13 protein-coding genes are annotated in these 16,382 nt (G+C 70.1%); 6 read left to right on the plus strand and 7 right to left on the minus strand.

The window, feature by feature from the left end; genetic code table 11:
* Window positions 1-73: 73 nt before the first annotated feature.
* On the plus strand, window positions 74-568 hold the full coding sequence (locus KCH87_RS08725) for an LURP-one-related/scramblase family protein (RefSeq protein WP_210585341.1): 495 nt from the start codon (window positions 74-76) through the stop codon (window positions 566-568).
* 123 nt (window positions 569-691) lie between these two features.
* On the plus strand, window positions 692-3,391 hold the full coding sequence (locus KCH87_RS08730) for a SpoIIE family protein phosphatase (protein ID WP_210585342.1): 2,700 nt from the start codon (window positions 692-694) through the stop codon (window positions 3,389-3,391).
* A gap of 79 nt (window positions 3,392-3,470) precedes the next feature.
* Here the strand turns inward: KCH87_RS08730 and KCH87_RS08735 are convergent, their stop codons facing one another.
* On the minus strand, window positions 3,471-4,370 hold the full coding sequence (locus KCH87_RS08735; RefSeq protein WP_247195899.1) for a D-alanyl-D-alanine carboxypeptidase family protein: 900 nt from the start codon (window positions 4,368-4,370) through the stop codon (window positions 3,471-3,473).
* A gap of 186 nt (window positions 4,371-4,556) precedes the next feature.
* Between KCH87_RS08735 and KCH87_RS08740 the strand changes: the two genes are divergently transcribed.
* Together KCH87_RS08740 and KCH87_RS08745 are read left to right on the plus strand one after the other, a co-directional pair.
* Window positions 4,557-5,219, plus strand: a complete 663-nt coding sequence (locus KCH87_RS08740; protein WP_210585344.1) for a GntR family transcriptional regulator — start codon at window positions 4,557-4,559, stop codon at window positions 5,217-5,219.
* On the plus strand, window positions 5,216-6,511 hold the full coding sequence (locus KCH87_RS08745) for a nitrate/nitrite transporter (protein WP_210585345.1): 1,296 nt from the start codon (window positions 5,216-5,218) through the stop codon (window positions 6,509-6,511). Before KCH87_RS08740 ends, KCH87_RS08745 begins: the two co-directional genes overlap by 4 nt.
* A gap of 38 nt (window positions 6,512-6,549) precedes the next feature.
* Here KCH87_RS08745 and KCH87_RS08750 read toward each other — a convergent pair whose 3' ends face one another.
* Complete coding sequence (locus KCH87_RS08750; protein ID WP_210585346.1) at window positions 6,550-7,374, minus strand: maleylpyruvate isomerase family mycothiol-dependent enzyme; 825 nt, start codon at window positions 7,372-7,374, stop codon at window positions 6,550-6,552.
* 180 nt (window positions 7,375-7,554) lie between these two features.
* Here KCH87_RS08750 and KCH87_RS08755 point away from each other — a divergent pair, with 180 nt between their 5' ends.
* Window positions 7,555-8,379, plus strand: a complete 825-nt coding sequence (locus KCH87_RS08755) for a carbon-nitrogen family hydrolase (RefSeq protein WP_210585347.1) — start codon at window positions 7,555-7,557, stop codon at window positions 8,377-8,379.
* 167 nt (window positions 8,380-8,546) lie between these two features.
* Here the strand turns inward: KCH87_RS08755 and KCH87_RS08760 are convergent, their stop codons facing one another.
* Genes KCH87_RS08760 through pdhA form a run of 3 tightly spaced genes read right to left on the minus strand, consistent with a single transcriptional unit; the run spans window position 8,547 to window position 12,128 of the window.
* The gene (locus KCH87_RS08760; protein ID WP_210585348.1) at window positions 8,547-9,986 is read right to left on the minus strand and encodes a dihydrolipoamide acetyltransferase family protein; all 1,440 of its coding nucleotides are present in this window, start codon (window positions 9,984-9,986) and stop codon (window positions 8,547-8,549) included.
* Window positions 9,987-9,996: 10 nt separating this feature from the next.
* Complete coding sequence (locus tag KCH87_RS08765; protein ID WP_210585349.1) at window positions 9,997-10,977, minus strand: alpha-ketoacid dehydrogenase subunit beta; 981 nt, start codon at window positions 10,975-10,977, stop codon at window positions 9,997-9,999.
* A 2-nt stretch (window positions 10,978-10,979) separates the two neighbouring features.
* Window positions 10,980-12,128 (minus strand): pyruvate dehydrogenase (acetyl-transferring) E1 component subunit alpha, encoded by a 1,149-nt coding sequence (pdhA, locus tag KCH87_RS08770; RefSeq protein ID WP_210585350.1) that lies wholly within the window; start codon window positions 12,126-12,128, stop codon window positions 10,980-10,982.
* A 527-nt stretch (window positions 12,129-12,655) separates the two neighbouring features.
* Between pdhA and KCH87_RS08775 the strand changes: the two genes are divergently transcribed.
* Complete coding sequence (locus KCH87_RS08775) at window positions 12,656-13,660, plus strand: phosphotransferase (RefSeq protein WP_210585351.1); 1,005 nt, start codon at window positions 12,656-12,658, stop codon at window positions 13,658-13,660.
* 114 nt (window positions 13,661-13,774) lie between these two features.
* Here KCH87_RS08775 and KCH87_RS08780 read toward each other — a convergent pair whose 3' ends face one another.
* Together KCH87_RS08780 and KCH87_RS08785 are read right to left on the minus strand one after the other, a co-directional pair.
* The gene (locus KCH87_RS08780; protein ID WP_210585479.1) at window positions 13,775-15,343 is read right to left on the minus strand and encodes a protein kinase; all 1,569 of its coding nucleotides are present in this window, start codon (window positions 15,341-15,343) and stop codon (window positions 13,775-13,777) included.
* A 374-nt stretch (window positions 15,344-15,717) separates the two neighbouring features.
* Window positions 15,718-16,257 carry a bacterial proteasome activator family protein gene (locus KCH87_RS08785; protein WP_210585352.1) on the minus strand — a complete coding sequence of 180 codons (540 nt, stop codon included), beginning with the start codon at window positions 16,255-16,257 and terminating at the stop codon, window positions 15,718-15,720.
* Between the last annotated feature and the right edge of the window lie 125 nt (window positions 16,258-16,382).

Here is a 16,382-nt window from a genome sequence, read left to right on the forward strand (position 1 = left end):
CAGTCGGGCCAGGGCGTACCCCGTCGGCCTACCGGCGGCGTTTCGGAGCCGTCGGCGGGGAACCCCTCGTCTCATGAGATTCCTCGTACGCGACCGGCTCCTCGGCTTCGGTGACGACTACTGGATCGAGGACGACCGCGGCAACAAGGTGTACCTCGTCGACGGCAAGGCGATGCGGCTGCGGGACACCTTCGAGCTGAAGGACACGCAGGGGCGCGTCCTCATCGACATCCATCAGAAGATGTTCGCCCTGCGGGACACGATGGTGATCGAGCGGAACGGCGACCTCCTGGCCCGCATCAAGCGCAAGCGGCTGTCGCTGCTGCGCAACCACTACCGGGTGTCCCTGATCGACGGCACCGACCTCGATGTCAGCGGCAAGATCCTCGACCGTGAGTTCGCCGTCGAGTACGACGGCGAACTCCTCGCCGTGATCTCCCGGCGCTTTCTGCACATCCGGGATACGTACGGCGTCGATGTCGTCCGCGACGACGCGGACCCGGCGCTTCTGATCGCGGTGGCGGTGTGCGTGATCCACCTGGCGGAGAAGGAGCGGGAGGCGGACTGAGCGCTCCGCTGGATACGCGGTCGTTCACCGCGGGCCGGTGGGGGCTGGTCGCGCAGTTCCCCGCGCCCCTTCGGGGCGCTGCCGAGCTGTCCACATCGGCGCGCGATGTGAGACAAAAGAGTCATGGCCGGACTTCTCGACCGGCTGCGCCCGGTGCTGAGCGCCCCCACCGTCGCCCGGCAGGTCTTCGTGCTCCAGGCGGCGATCGTGGTACTCCTCGTCGTCGCCGCGGTGATCGCCGTCGTGCTCCAGGTCCGCAGCGACAGCGAGCGCGAGGCCCGGAACCGCTCCCTCGCCGTGGCCGAGACGGTCGCGAACTCGCCGGGCGTCGTGGCGGCCCTGGCGGGGCCGGACCCGTCCGCGGTGCTCCAGCCGCGCGCGGAGGCGGTACGCAAGGCGTCCGGCGTGGACTTCGTCGTGGTGATGACCACGGACGGGATCCGCCACACCCACCCGGACCCCGCCCGGATCGGCCGCCCCTACATCGGCCACATCGCCCCGGCCGCGGCGGGCGGAGTCGTGCGGGAGACCTTCACCGGCACACTGGGCCCCTCCGTGCGTGCCGTCGTCCCCGTGACGGACGCGGACGGCAAGGTCGTCGGTCTGGTCGCCGCCGGGGTGACGCTGGCCAGCGTGCGCGGGGTGGTCGAGCACCAGCTGCCTGTGGTGATCGCCTCGGCCGGCGTGGCGCTCGTCGTCGCCACCGCCGGAACCGCCCTGGTCAGCAGGCGGCTGCGGCATCAGACGCACGGGCTGGGGCCCGCCGAGATGACCCGGATGTACGAGCATCACGACGCCGTCCTGCACGCCGTACGGGAAGGCGTGCTGATCACGGACGGCGACGGGCGGCTGGCGCTGGCCAACGACGAGGCGCGGCGGCTGCTCGCGCTGGGGCCGGACGCGGAGGGCCGGCCCACCCTCGACCTGGCCATCGGCCGCAACCTGGCCCGGCTGCTGGCCTCCGGCCGGGACGCCACCGACGAGGTGCATCCCACGCGGGGCCGACTGCTGGCGGTCAGCCAGCGGTCCACCGCGGGCGACGACGGCCCGCCCGGCAGTGTGGCCACCCTGCGCGACACCACCGAGTTCCAGTCCCTCACCGGCCGGGCGGAGGTGGCGCAGGAGCGGCTGCGACTGCTCTACGACGCCGGACTGGAGGTCGGCACCGGCCTCGACGTGACACGCACCTCGCAGGAACTGGCGGACTTCGCGGTCCCCCGGTTCGCCGACTACGTCACGGTCGACCTGGCGGATCCCGTGCTGCGGGGCGGGGAGCCGAAGGAGGGCGAGACGGACATGCGGCGCGTCGCGTTCCGGGGGGTCGAAGAGGGCAGCCCGCTGTACGGGCTCGGCAGGCTGATCCACTTCGTGCCGGCCACCCCGCAGGCCGCCGGGTTCCTCGCCGGGGAGACGATGCTCGAGGAGGACATGACCACGTTCTCCGGGTGGCAGGTGCAGGATCCCGAACGGGCCCGGGGACTGGTGGAGTTCGGGATCCACTCGATGCTCGCGGTGCCTCTGCGCGCCCGCGGCGTCATCATGGGAATGGCCACCTTCTGGCGCGCCGACCAGCAGGCGCCCTTCGAGCAGGAGGACGTCTCCCTCGCCGAGGAACTGGTGGCCCGCGCCGCCGTCAGCGTGGACAACGCCCGCCGCTTCACCCGCGAGCACGGCATGGCCGTCACCCTCCAGCGCAGCCTGCTGCCGCGGGCCCTGCCCGACCAGAGCGCCCTGGAGGTGGCCTACCGCTATCTGCCCGCGCAGGCCGCGCAGGGCGGGGTCGGCGGAGACTGGTTCGACGTCATCCCGCTGCCCGGCGCGCGGGTGGCGCTGGTCGTGGGGGACATCGTCGGGCACGGCCTGCACGCGGCGGCCACCATGGGCCGGCTGCGGACGGCCGTCGACAACTTCTCGACCCTGGACCTCCCGCCCGACGAACTCCTGTGGCACATGGACGAGTTGGTGGCGCGCATCGACCAGGACGAGGGCGGGGACGGCAGCGAGGAGAAGGGCGCGCCGGTCACCGGCGCGACCTGCCTGTACGCCGTCTACGACCCCGCGTCCGGGGTGTGCACCATCTCCCGCGCGGGCCATCTCGAACCGGCGGTCGTGCATCCGGACGGCGAGGCGGAGTTCCTCACCGTCCCCGGCGGGCCTCCGCTGGGGCTGAGCGGCGGGCTTCCATTCGAGGTGACGGTGGTGCGACTGCCCGAGGGCAGCAGTCTCGTGCTCTACACGGACGGGCTCGTCGAGGACCAGCGCCGGGACATCGACGAGGGCCTGGAGCTGCTGCGCCGCGCACTGACCGGCCCCGGGCGGACGCCGGAGGAGACCTGCGACGCGGCCCTCGACGCCCTGCTGCCCGACCGGCAGCGCGACGACATCGCCCTGGTCGTCGCCCGTACCCACACACTCGCCGCCGACCGCACGGCAGCCTGGGACGTGCCGGCCGACCCCTCGGCGGTGGGGCGGGTCCGGGCGGCGGCCGGCCGAACGCTTCAGGCCTGGGGACTGTCGGAGGAGGCCTTCACGACCGAGCTGATCCTCAGCGAGCTGGTCACCAACGCCCTCCGCCACGCCACCCCTCCCATCCACGTCCGTCTGATCCGCGACCGCTCCCTGATCTGCGAGGTCTCGGACGGCAGCAGCACGGCCCCCCATCTGCGCCGGGCGGCGTCGACGGACGAGGGCGGGCGGGGGCTGTTCCTGGTGGCGCAGTTCGCGGAGAGGTGGGGGACGCGCTATTCGGGGGGCGGGAAGGTGATCTGGACCGAGCAGCCGCTGGAGGACAAGGCGAAAGCACCGGGGACGCCGGAGGGGTGAGAACGCCAAAGGGGCCCGCCCGTCCGCTCAGGACGTCGTGGCGGGCCCCTTCTTCAAGGCTGCTTCAAGGCTGCGGGTATCAGGTGATCTTCGCGTAGCCGTAGTTGATCAGCTTCTGTACGTCCGTCGTGCGGTTGGCCGCCGAGGAGGAGGTGAGGACGGCGCCGACCACCGACTCGCCGTTCTTCGTGGCGGAGAAGACGAGGCAGTACTTGGCCTCGGTGCCGGAGCCGGTCTTGATGCCGAGCGTGCCGTTCCAGCCGAGCAGGGTGTTGGTGTTCTTCCAGGCCGCCATCGTGCGGGTGGAGCCGGTCTTCGTGACCGTCTTCGCCGTGTACGACTTGGTCTTGACGACGCCCCGGAACGCGGAGGTCTTCATCGCACTGCGCGCGAGCTTCGTCAGGTCCTTCGGCGTCGAGTAGTTGGCGCCATTGCTTATGCCGTCGAACGAGTCGAAGTGCGTGTTCGCCATGCCAAGGGTCCTGGCCATGGTGTTCATCTTGCCGATGAACGACTTCACGCGCGCGGACACCGTCGTGCCGGAGCCGTACTTGTCGGCGAGCGCCATCGCGGCGTCGCAGCCGGACGGCAGCATCATCCCGTACAGCAGCTGACGGACGGTGACCTTGTCGCCGACGATCAGCCGGGCCGACGAAGCGCCCTTGGAGACGATGTAGTCGCTGTACGCCTTCTTGATCGTGACCTTGGCGTCCAGGTTCAGGTTCGACTGCGAGAGCACGACCTTCGCGGTCATGATCTTCGTCGTGGAGGCGGTGAGGCGCTTCGTGTCACCCGCCTTGGTGTAGAGGGTCGTGCCGGTGGCGCTGTTCATCACGAATCCGCCCTTGGCCGTGATGGTGGGCGTCGTGACGGCCTGTGCCGGTGCCGCGGTGAGGGCTCCGGTGGCGAGCATCGCGCCGGTCGTGACGGCGACGGCGACGGCTCTGCGGACACGGATGCCCTTGATGGCGGTTGTCAACTCAAATACCCCGAATACGTCGAATTCCCCTGAAGTGCGGCCGAGTTGGTAGGCAAAGCAGGCAGGCCGCATACGTGTGACACGTAAGTAGCACAGAAGGTTGTGTGGCTTCTGGGACGGGTCTCATCACGTCCGCATGCTGGAATGAGCGACCGCATGCGTACGTGTTGTATCTAAGCTGTGGCCATGCCCTCAGCCCCGCCCGCACCCGTCAAGCAACCACCTGCCGCCGACCGCGTCTACGCCCACGTCAAGCAAGGCGTCCTGGAACGCCGTTATGAGGGCAGCACCCTCCTCACCGAGGGCGAACTCGCCGAGGCCGTCGGGGTCTCCCGCACCCCGGTGCGGGAGGCGTTGCTCCGCCTGGAGGTCGAGGGGCTGATCAGGCTCTACCCGAAGAAGGGCGCGCTGGTCCTGCCCGTCTCGGCCCAGGAGATCGCGGACGTGGTGGAGACACGGCTGCTGGTCGAGGAGCACGCCGCGCGGAAGGCCGTACCCGCGTCGTCGCAGCTCATCGCGCGGCTTGAGGAACTGCTCGCCGAGCAGAAGGCGCACGCCGCCGAGGGTGACCTGGCCGCGGCCGCCGTCACCGACCGCTGCTTCCACGCCGAGATCGTCCGCAGCGGCGGGAACGAGATCCTCTCCCGGCTGTACGACCAGCTGCGCGACCGGCAACTGCGCATGGGCGTCGCCGTGATGCACTCCCACCCCGACCGGATCGCCAAGACACTCGTCGAGCATGAGGAGATTCTCGACGCTCTGCGCTCCGGAGACGCGGAAGCGGCCGTCGGTGTCGTCCACCGGCATGTCGGCTGGTTCTCGCATCTCGCACGGGGTGAGGTCCGTTGAGCGCCGTCGTCCTCCCCGGGGACCCGCCCGGCGGCCGCCGTGCCGTCGCCGTCTGGGGCATAGGTGTCTCCGTCTACTTCGTCGCCGTCATCTTCCGTACGTCGCTGGGGGTCGCCGGCCTCGACGCGGCCGAGCGGTTCGACGTGGGCGCCTCCGCACTGTCCACCTTCTCGATCCTTCAACTGCTGGTGTACGCGGGCATGCAGATACCCGTGGGCCTGCTGGTCGACCGGCTCGGCACGAAGAAGGTGCTGACGATCGGCGTGGTCCTCTTCACGGCCGGGCAACTCGGGTTCGCCTTCTCGTCGTCGTACGGCATGGCCCTCGCCTCGCGTGCGCTGCTCGGCTGCGGTGACGCGATGACGTTCATCAGCGTGCTGCGGCTCGGCACGCGCTGGTTCCCGGCGCGGCGCGGGCCGATGGTGGCGCAGCTCGCCGGGCTGGCCGGCATGGCGGGCAACCTCGTCTCGACGCTGGTGCTCGCCCGGCTGCTGCACGGGGTGGGCTGGACGGCGGCCTTCGCGGGGAGTTCGCTCGCCGGTGTGGTGGTGCTGGTTCTGATGCTGCTCTTCCTCAAGGACCATCCCGAGGGGCATGAGCCGGAGCCCTTCCCGCATCAGGGGGCGGCATACGTACGGCGGCAGATCGCCGCCTCGTGGCGGGAGCCGGGGACGCGGCTGGGGCTGTGGGTGCACTTCACCACACAGTTCCCGGCGATGGTGTTCCTGCTGCTGTGGGGGCTGCCGTTCCTGGTTCAGGCGCAGGGGCTGTCACGGGCGAGTGCCGGGGAACTGCTCACGCTCGTCGTGCTGTCGAACATGCTCGTGGGTCTGGTGTACGGGCAGGTCGTCGCCCGGCATCATGCGGCGCGGCTGCCGCTCGCGCTGGGGACCGTGGGGGCGACGGCGTTGCTGTGGGCGGCGGTGCTGGCGTATCCCGGGGAGCGGGCGCCGATGTGGCTGCTGGTGGTGATGTGCGCGGTGCTCGGGGCGTGCGGGCCCGCGTCGATGATCGGGTTCGATTTCGCGCGGCCGGCGAATCCGCCGGAGCGGCAGGGTACGGCGTCCGGGATCACCAACATGGGGGGCTTCGTCGCCTCGATGACCACGTTGTTCGCGGTCGGGGTGCTGCTGGATGCGACCGGGGACGACTACAGCGTCGCGTTCTCGTCGGTGTTCGTGCTTCAGGTGCTGGGCGTGAGTCAGATTCTGCGGTTGCGGAAGCGGGCGGCCCGGCGGGAGCGGGAGCGGTTGGTGGCGAGCCGGGTGTCGACGGTGCACGTCCCTGCGTGAGGGCGCCCACCACCCGACTCGCTCGGATGAAAGGTTCCCTACTGCGTCACCGTGAAGTTCCGCAGGATCGCCGCCGTCAGTTCCACATCCCCCTCCGCCTTGATGCGGTCGGCGGCCGACTCCAGGGTCACGCGGCCGAATGCCAGGCGGAGGTAGGTCTCCCAGTCGAGGGTGAGGGTGGCGGCGGGGCCGAGGGCGGGGGCCGTTTCGAGGGTGCCGCGGCCCTGGATGTCGACGCGGATGGTGCGCAGGAACTCGATGGGGCCGTGGACGTCGAAGACGATCGCCGAGCTGCGGGGCGCGTTCGCCTTGTTCGCGACGATGTCGGGGAGGGCGGCGAGGAGGACGTCCCGGGCCACGTGTGCGCCGGGTGAGTCGAGGTTGCCGGGGCGGCCGAGGGCGACGCGGAGATCCTGCTCGTGGGCCCACACGTCGAACGCGTGGTTGCGCATGGCCTCTTCGAGCGTGATCTCGGAGCTGAGCGGGCCGCGCACCTTCGTGCCGGGGTCGCGGGACTCGTTCCGCAGCTGGCGGTTGCGGCGGATCGTGACGAGCTCCAGCTCGGACGTCATCTCCGGCCCCGTGTGGTGACGGCGTACGTCGACCTGCATCTCCATGTAGCGCTGGAAGTCGTTGGTGACGTGGTACAGGTCGCGCGGGAGCGTGTGGATGGGGCGCGGGTCGCCGAGCATCTCGCAGTCGAGGCCGATGACATGGGAGGCGACGTCACGGACCGACCAGCCGGGGCACGGTGTGCGCCGGTTCCACTCGCCCTCCACAAGGGGCTGCACCAGCTCGGATATCGCTTCGATGGAGTGGGTCCAGGCGTCGGCGTAGGGCTGGAGAGTGGGATGCAGACTCACGGAACGGGACCCCTCGGCGGTCGGTACAGGGTTGGTGGTGGCGGCGTTGCCAGTGGGAGGTGGCTGCTGTCGGCGGGTGTCTTGAGACGCTAAGTTACGCTGCTGTGAGGCACCCCGGCAGTGCTTTCGTGTGACGATCGTAGGCCGTGTGGACGGCTCGAATGCCAGGACGGTGGTAGCGTGCGCGCCTCATTGCTCCAGATCGCAGTAAACGAGGGCGAATCGACCGAATCGCGCCGACGGCGGGTGGCTTCGCTGGTACGGGAACAGGCCGGGACCGCCGATCTCGTCGTACTGCCGGAGCTGTGGACGACGGGGGCCTTCGCCTACGAGGAGTTCGGCAGCGAGGCCGAGCCGCTCGAAGGGCCGACGTACGAGGTGATGGCGAAGGCCGCGAGCGATGCCGGCGTGTGGCTGCATGCCGGGTCGATTCCGGAGCGGACTGCATCCGACAGCGGCTCCGCAGCGGGTGAGGGGCCGCTCTACAACACCTCTCTCGTCTTCTCCCCCTCCGGTGACCTGGTCGCCGCCTACCGCAAGATCCATCGCTTCGGGTTCGACAAGGGCGAGGCGGTGCTGATGGGCGCGGGCGAGGAACTGGTGACGGTTCGTCTGCCGGAGACGACCGTCGGGGTGGCTACCTGTTACGACCTCCGTTTCCCCGAGTTGTTCCGCGGTCTCGTCGACGCCGGGGCCGAGACCTTTGTCGTCCCGGCGGGCTGGCCGGAGCGCCGCCGGTCGCACTGGACGCTGCTGGCTCAGGCGCGGGCGGTGGAGAACCAGGCGTTCGTACTTGCCTGTGGAACGGCCGGGACGCACGCGGGAGTTCCACAGGCCGGTCACTCGATCGTGGTGGATCCGTGGGGCGAGGTGCTGGCGGAGGCCGGTGCCGGGGAGCAGGTGCTCACGGTGGAGTTCGACCCGGCGAAGGTGGGCGTGACGCGGGAACAGTTCCCGGCGCTGAAGGATCGTGTGCTGGGGCTGGAGCCGCCGCCGCGCAGGTGACCCGGGGTAAAGCCGTCGACGCCTGCATCCACTCCCGCGGGGCAAGCGAGGACGGGGAACCCGATCTACGTACTCGAGCGTTCCTGACCGGCCTCACTGGTGAAGGGGCGGCCGCAACCCGAAATTGCGGCCGTCCCTTCGGCTTTCAACCTATCCCGCCCGCACTGTCACGCCCAGGTGATCAGCCGCTTCGGCTGCTCCAGGATCGCCGCCGTGTCGGCGAGGACCTTGGAGCCCAACTCCCCGTCCACCAATCGGTGGTCGAAGGACAACGCCAGCGTCGTCACCTGGCGCGGCTTCACCTTGCCCTTGTGGACCCAGGGCTGGAGCTTGATCGCGCCGACGGCGAGGATGGCGGACTCGCCGGGGTTGAGGATCGGGGTGCCGGTGTCGACGCCGAAGACGCCGACGTTGGTGATGGTCACCGTGCCGCCCTGCATGGCGGCGGGGGACGTCTTGCCTTCCCTCGCCGTCGTCACCAACTCGCCCAGCTCCTGGGCCAGTTGGGGAAGCGTCTTGTCGTGTGCGTCCTTGATGTTCGGGACGATCAGGCCGCGCGGTGTGGCCGCCGCGATGCCAAGGTTGACGTAGTGCTTCCGGACGATCTCCTGGTTGGCCTCGTCCCAGGACGCGTTCACATCAGGGTTGCGCCTGATCGCGACCAGCAGGGCCTTGGCGATCAGGAGGAGCGGGTTGACCCGCAGGCCCTCCATCTCCTTGTCCTGCTTGAGCTCCTCGACCAGCTTCATCGTGCGCGTCACGTCGATCGTGACGAACTCCGTGACATGCGGCGCCGTGAAGGCCGAGCCGACCATCGCCGCCGCCGTCGCCTTGCGGACGCCCTTGACCGGGATACGGGTCTCGCGCGCCGTGTCGTACGTCGTCATCGGGGTCGGGACCGGGGCTGCCGCCGGCGTCGACGTCACCGGCTCGGGGGCCTTCGGCAGCGCCACCGCCGCGTGTACGTCCTCGCGCGTGATGATGCCTTCCGGGCCGGAAGGGATCACCGTCGCCAGGTCGACGCCCAGGTCCTTGGCCAGCTTGCGCACCGGGGGCTTCGCCAGCGGGCGGTCCAGGGCGGAAGCGGGGGCGGGGGCGGAAGCCGCAGCGGGGGCCGGCACCTCTGGAGCCGCCGGAGCCGGAGCCGCGCCATGGCCGTTCAGCTCGCTCTGGATCGCCGCCGAGGCCGCCTGGACCGGGACCTCCGGGCCCTTGCGGGGGCGGCGCTTGGTGGAGGACGCGGCGACGCCGTAGCCCACCAGCACCGGTGTGCGGCCCGAACCCTCCGGCTTGGGTTCCTCCGCGGGTGCCGCGGGTGCCGCGGGGGCCGCCTCCACCGGGGTCCCGCCCGCCAGGTCCACCGCGATGATCGACGTGCCCACGTCCACCGTCGTGCCTTCGGGGAAGTGGAGTGCGCGGACCACGCCGTCGTACGGGATGGGGAGTTCGACCGCGGCCTTGGCCGTCTCGACCTCGCACACCACCTGGCCGTCCGTCACCGTGTCACCGGGCTGGACGAACCACTTGAGGATCTCGGCCTCGGTGAGTCCCTCGCCCACGTCGGGCATCTTGAACTCGCGCACGGACGCTTCAGTCATCGTCGTCACGCCCCTCTCCTCAGTACGCCAGGGCGCGGTCGACGGCGTCGAGCACCCGGTCCAGGCCCGGCAGGTACTCGTCCTCCAGGCGGGCCGGCGGATACGGGGCGTGGTAGCCGCCGACCCTGAGCACCGGAGCTTCCAGGTGGTAGAAGCAGCGCTCGGTGATCCGGGCGGCGATCTCCGCGCCCGAGCCGAAGAACACCGGCGCCTCGTGGACGACGACCAGGCGGCGGGTCTTCTCGACGGACGTCTGGATCGAGTCGAAGTCCAGCGGAGACACCGAGCGCAGGTCGAGAACCTCAAGGTTCTTGCCCTCCTCGGCGGCCGCGTCGGCGACCTCCTGGCAGAGCTTCACCATCGGGCCGTAGGCGGCAAGGGTCAGGTCCGAGCCCTCGCGCACCACGCGCGCCTTGTGCAGCGGGCCCGGGATGGCCTCACTGTTGACCTCGCTCTTGTCCCAGTAGCGCCGCTTGGGCTCGAAGAAGATCACCGGGTCGTCGCTCTGGATGGCCTGCTGCATCATCCAGTAGGCGTCCGACGCGTTCGAAGGGCTGACCACCTTCAGGCCCGCCACATGCGCGAACAGGGCCTCCGGGGACTCCGAGTGGTGTTCCACCGCGCCGATTCCGCCGCCGTACGGAATGCGGACGACGACCGGGAGCTTGACCTTGCCCAACGCGCGCGCGTGCATCTTGGCGAGCTGGGTGACGATCTGGTCGTACGCCGGGAAGACGAAGCCGTCGAACTGGATCTCCACCACCGGGCGGTAGCCGCGCAGGGCCAGGCCGATCGCCGTGCCGACGATGCCGGACTCGGCGAGCGGGGTGTCGATGACGCGGCTCTCGCCGAAGTCCTTCTGAAGGCCGTCGGTGACCCGGAAGACACCGCCGAGCTTGCCGACGTCCTCGCCCATGATCAGGACCTTGGGGTCGGAATCCAGAGCGCGCCGCAGCGACTCGTTGATCGCCTTGGCCAAAGCCATCTTTTCCGCTGCCATGATCAGGCCCCCTCTCCATCTGCGAACGACGCCTGGTAAGCGGCGAACTGGGCTCGCTCCTCGTCGACGAGCGCATGCCCGTCCGCGTACACGTTCTCGAAGATGGCGAAGTGGTCCGGGTCCGGCATGGCGCGGACCGCTTCGCGCACTCGCCTGCCCAACGCCTCGCTCTCGGCCTCCAGTTCCGCGAAGAATCCCTCGTCCGCGTGGTTTGCGGCCTCGAGATACGCGCGGAGGCGGGTGATCGGGTCCTTGGCCTCCCAGGACTGCCGCTCCTCGTCGCCCCGGTACCGGGTCGGGTCGTCGGAGGTGGTGTGCGCGCCCATGCGGTACGTGTAGGCCTCGACGAGCGTCGGGCCCTCACCGCTGCGGGCCCGCTCCAGCGCCCACTTCGTCACGGCCAGACAGGCCAGCACGTCGTTGCCGTCGACGCGGACGCCCGGGAAGCCGTAGCCCTGTGCGCGCTGGTAGAGCGGCACGCGGGTCTGCTTCTCGGTCGGCTCGGAGATCGCCCACTGGTTGTTCTGGCAGAAGAAGACCACCGGGGCGTTGTAGACCGCGGAGAAGGTGAAGGACTCGGCCACATCGCCCTGGCTGCTGGCGCCGTCGCCGAAGTAGGCGATCACCGCGCTGTCCGCACCGTCCTTGGCCACGCCCATCGCGTAGCCGGTCGCGTGCAGGGTCTGCGAGCCGATGACGATCGTGTAGAGCTGGAAGTTGTTGCTGTTCGGGTCCCAGCCGCCGTTGTTCACGCCGCGGAACATGCCGAGCAGGTTGGCCGGGTCGACGCCGCGGCACCAGGCGACGCCGTGCTCGCGGTAGGTCGGGAAAACGTAGTCGTCCTCGCGGGTGGCCCGGCCGGAGCCGATCTGGGCGGCCTCCTGGCCGAGCAGCGAGGCCCACAGGCCCAGCTCGCCCTGGCGCTGGAGAGAGGTGGCCTCGGCATCGAAGCGACGGGTGAGCACCATGTCGCGGTACAGGCCGCGCAGCTCTTCGGGGGTGATGTCGGCGACGTACGGGTCGTACTCGGCGTTCTTGACGCGCTTGCCCTCGGCGGTCAGCAGTTGAACCAGCTCGGGCTTGGTGCTCGGGGACTTCTTGGTCCCGGCGCTGCGTCGCGGCTTGCGCGCGGCAGTGCTCTCCACGGTCACGTGTGCTCCTCCGTCGGTCCGGCCCCCGGGGTTGCCGGGCAAAGCCAGTGCGGCTCACCTGGTCCGACACCCGTGCACGGGGTGGGTGCCACTCGGCCGGAACAGGCGTGACAGGTGCCCCGGCGAGCGCCCTGCAAGAATCACGTTACCCAGTGCTCCACATTTCTGTGAAACCCCCTTTGACCTGCGATTTTGCTTGGATTTCCAAGTAAATCGAGAAGTACTCGAAGGGGTGCTGGTCACAGCCTTGCAGGAGGCCGGAGCAACGGCACGTTATCCCGCCGACCCGGGCCACCGGAAGGGGTTACGTCTTTGACTTACCCATGCGCGAAGAAGGAAAAATCAGCGCATTCCTCCTCGATGACCATGAGGCCGTCCGGCGAGGCGGGAACGACGGCCGGCGCCACTTCGAGGACGTCCTGTGACCGAAAGCGACCACCGACGACTTGCTGTGACAACGCCCAGCTCACGGGCCCGGATCGTGCCCTAGCATCTGGCGCGTGCCGCGCCCCTGTGTACCACCCCTCATGCTCCACGCGCCCCCGCTGGGCGCCCTGCTCCGCCAGTACGCCGCCGGTTCCGCACTCACCTGTGAGCCCGTCGACCAGGGGCTCCTCAACCGCGGCTACCGGCTCTGCACGAGTCGCGGCCGCTACTTCCTGAAGCACCACTTCGACCCCGAGACCGCCGACCCGACCGCGATCGAACGCCGGCACCGTGCCACCCAGCGCCTCGCCGACCTCGGCGTCCCGGTGGCACCCCCACTCGCCGCGCGCGACGGGCGCACGGTGGCGGTGGTCGGCGGCCACGTCTACGCCCTCCATCCATGGATCGAGGGACGGCACCGGCACGGCGGCCAGCTCAGCACGGAGCAGTGCGGACGGCTGGGGGCGCTGCTCGGAGTGGTGCACGCCAGCCTGGAGCGGGTGATGCCGGCCCACACGCGCAGGCGTACGGAGCCTGCCGAGGGCGCCGACCCCGCCGACACCTTCGCCCTCATCGACGACCTGCTCGCCCGTGTACGCCGCCATCGCCCCGCCGACTCCTTCGACGAGCTGGCCCGGCACCGGCTGCTGGAGCGGCGCGTGCTCCTGGAGCGGCACGCGGACCGGCGTCCGCCGCACGGGGGCTCGGTGGGCTGGGTGCACGGCGACTTCCACCCGTTCAACCTGCTGTACCAGGGGGACGCGCCCGCCGCGATCGTCGACTGGGACCGGCTCGGCGTACAGCCCCGCGCCGAGGAGGCCGTACGCGCCGCCATGATCTTCTTCGTGCGCCCCGCGGGCACGCTCGACCTGTCGAAGGTACGGGCGTACGCGCGCGCGTACCGGCGCACGGCGGGCGCCACGCCCTCCCAGCTCGCGGCGGCCGTGCACCGCGTGTGGTGGGAGCGCCTCAACGACTTCTGGATGCTGCGCTGGCACTACGAGCGCGGCGACACCCGCGCGGATCCCCAGTTCCCGGCCGCTTCGGCGCTCGCGGTGTGGTGGACACGGGAGTACGACGCGGTGTGCGAGGCGTTCAGCGACTGATGTCCGGGGCCCGGCAGAAGCGACCGATGTGCGGGGCCCTGCAAAGCAGCACGCGCGCGTGGAGCCCGTTTCCGGGCCGCACGCGCGCGTGGACGCTGTCTTCTGGCCTGCCGATCAGTTCCCGCCCTCGCCGCCCTCGGTGACGTTGCCGGGGTCCGTCGGCTCCGTCGCCGGGTCGGTCGGCTCCGTCGCCGGATCCGTCGGCTCGGTCGCCGGGTCGGTCGGCTCCGTCGGCTCTTCGGACGGCGTGTAGGAGGGCTCCGAAGAGGTCGTCTCCGACGGTGTGTAGGAAGGCGTGTACGACGGCGTGTAATCCGAACCGCCGCCCGTGTCCGAGCCGGTGTCCGTCTCCGTGTCGGTCGGCTCGTCGGTCACATCGTCACTCGGCGTCTCGCTGGCCTGCTGGTCCTCAGTGGTCTGCGAGGTGGTCGGCGACTCCTTGACACCGCCACTGCCACCGCCGCCGTCGCCGTTGTTCAGCGCCAGCGCGACGCCCGCGGCGATGGCGATCACCGCGAAGACGGCCAGGATCCACAGCTTGCCGCGGCCGTTGCCCTTGTTGCCGCGCCCCTCGAAGCCTCCGTCGTCCCCGCCGCCGTATCCGGCCGGCAGGATCTGCTGCGGGATCTGCGAGGTGCTGGAGCCGTCACCGGGGTGCCCCAGCACGGTCGTGCTCGCGAAGCCCGCCGCAGGGGTCTGCCGACCGTCGTGCAGGGTGACCGGGCCGGTGTTCCAGGTGCCGGTGTGGCCGCCCTGCTCGTACAGCATCTGGAGGCCGTACTGGACGAGCCCGCGCATCTCCTCCGCCGTCTGGAACCGGTCGTCCGGCTCCTTGGCGAGCGAGCGCATGACGAGACCGTCGAGCTCCGGAGGACAGGCGTCGGACGCCTCGGACGGCGGCGTCGGGATGTCCTGAACGTGCTGGTAGACCACCGACAGCGGCGTCTCGCCGGTGAACGGGGGCCGGAGCGCGAGGAGTTCGTAGAGCAGACAGCCCACCGCGTACAGGTCGGAGCGGTGGTCGACGGCCTTGCCGAGCGCCTGCTCCGGGGAGAGGTACTGCGGCGTGCCCATGACCATGCCGGTCTGCGTCATCGTCGACTGCGCACCGTGCAGGGCGCGCGCGATGCCGAAGTCCATCACCTTGACCGCACCGGTGTGCGTGATGATCACGTTCGCCGGCTTGATGTCGCGGTGCACGATGCCGTGCTGGTGCGAGTAGGCGAGCGCCTCCAGGACGCCGGAGACGATGATCAGAGCCTGCTCGGGCCCGGGTGCCTCGGCGTTGATGAGGAGGTCGCGGATCGTCCGCCCCTCGACGATCTCCATCACGATGTACGGCACCGACTGGCCGGCCACGAAGTCCTCGCCGGAGTCGTACACGGCGACGATCGCGTGGTGGTTGAGCCCGGCCACCGACTGGGCCTCGCGCGTGAAGCGTGCCTTGGAGACCGGGTCCTCGGCGAGATCGGAGCGGAGCAGCTTGACCGCGACGGTTCTGCCGAGGCGCACGTCCTCGGCCGCGAACACCTCCGCCATACCGCCCCGGCCGAGTCTGTGGGTGAGCCGGTAGCGGCCGTCACCGACCAACCCGCCGTTACCCCACAGCTCCGGCGCGTCTGACATGCCGCCGCCAGCCGCCTCGGGGTCGGACGGGCCCTGAGCGCGCTGCTGTGCCATCAGTCCTCGCCGTCGTTTCTGCCCGCGGTGCGCGGTGTTGTTACGGTCTCCGTCGGCCACGCTACAGCCTCCGTGCAAGCCTCCGGTCCGGTACGGGCGCCCGTACCGGCATGAGACGGACCGGCCATCAAACCCGTAATCCGGGGTTGTGTGCAAATTCCGTGTACCGCCCGCACACCCCCTGTAACGCTTCCGCGACGCTTCTTTCGCGTACGGTCACGGATCGGGCACCACGCGGTGGGCAAGCTCACTAAAGGAGAACCCGAACGAGCAACGCCGATGGGAAAGGGCCCGGCAGCCTGCGCTGCCGGGCCCTTTGCGTACGGGGTACAGGTCGTACGAATTACAGGTCGTGCGGGGTTACAGGTCGTACGGGGTTACAAGTACGGCCCTCCCGCGTGGCCGCCCGGACCGTCCTCGCCCTGTTCGTGGCCGCCGACGCCCGGCGGGAGGGCGCGGCGCATCTGTTCCAGCTGCGCGCGGGCCGCCATCTGCTGGGCGAACAGAGTGGTCTGGATCCCGTGGAAGAGGCCTTCCAGCCAGCCGACCAACTGGGCCTGCGCGATACGCAGTTCCGCGTCGCTCGGGATCCCGTCGTCAGTGAAGGGCAGCGAGAGCCGCTCCAGTTCCTCCACGAGATCGGGGGCCAGACCGTCCTCCAGCTCCTTCACCGAGCTGGCGTGGATCTCCTTGAGCCGGACCCGGCTCGCCTCGTCCAGGGGAGCCGCGCGGACTTCTTCGAGCAGCTGCTTGATCATGCTGCCGATCCGCATGACCTTGGCCGGCTGCTCGACCATCTCCGTCACGGGAACCTCGCGGGAGTCCTCGTCTCCTCCGCCGCCCAGCGCCATCCCGTCCTGGCCTACGACCAGGATCTGCGGGTTCTCGGACGACCGTTCGTTCCTCGGCATCTCCATGCCGCCATTCTCTCGCACCCGTACACCTCATCACCGTGGTGCCCCCGGTGGCAGCTGATCCACCGTTTTACGGTGCTCCGACTTCGACCCGGTGGCGCAACCCGGAATGCCTGAATGGCCAGCCG

The sequence above is a fragment of the Streptomyces sp. GESEQ-35 genome (assembly GCF_017948485.1).
In the GTDB taxonomy this organism is placed as follows: Bacteria; Actinomycetota; Actinomycetes; order Streptomycetales; family Streptomycetaceae; genus Streptomyces.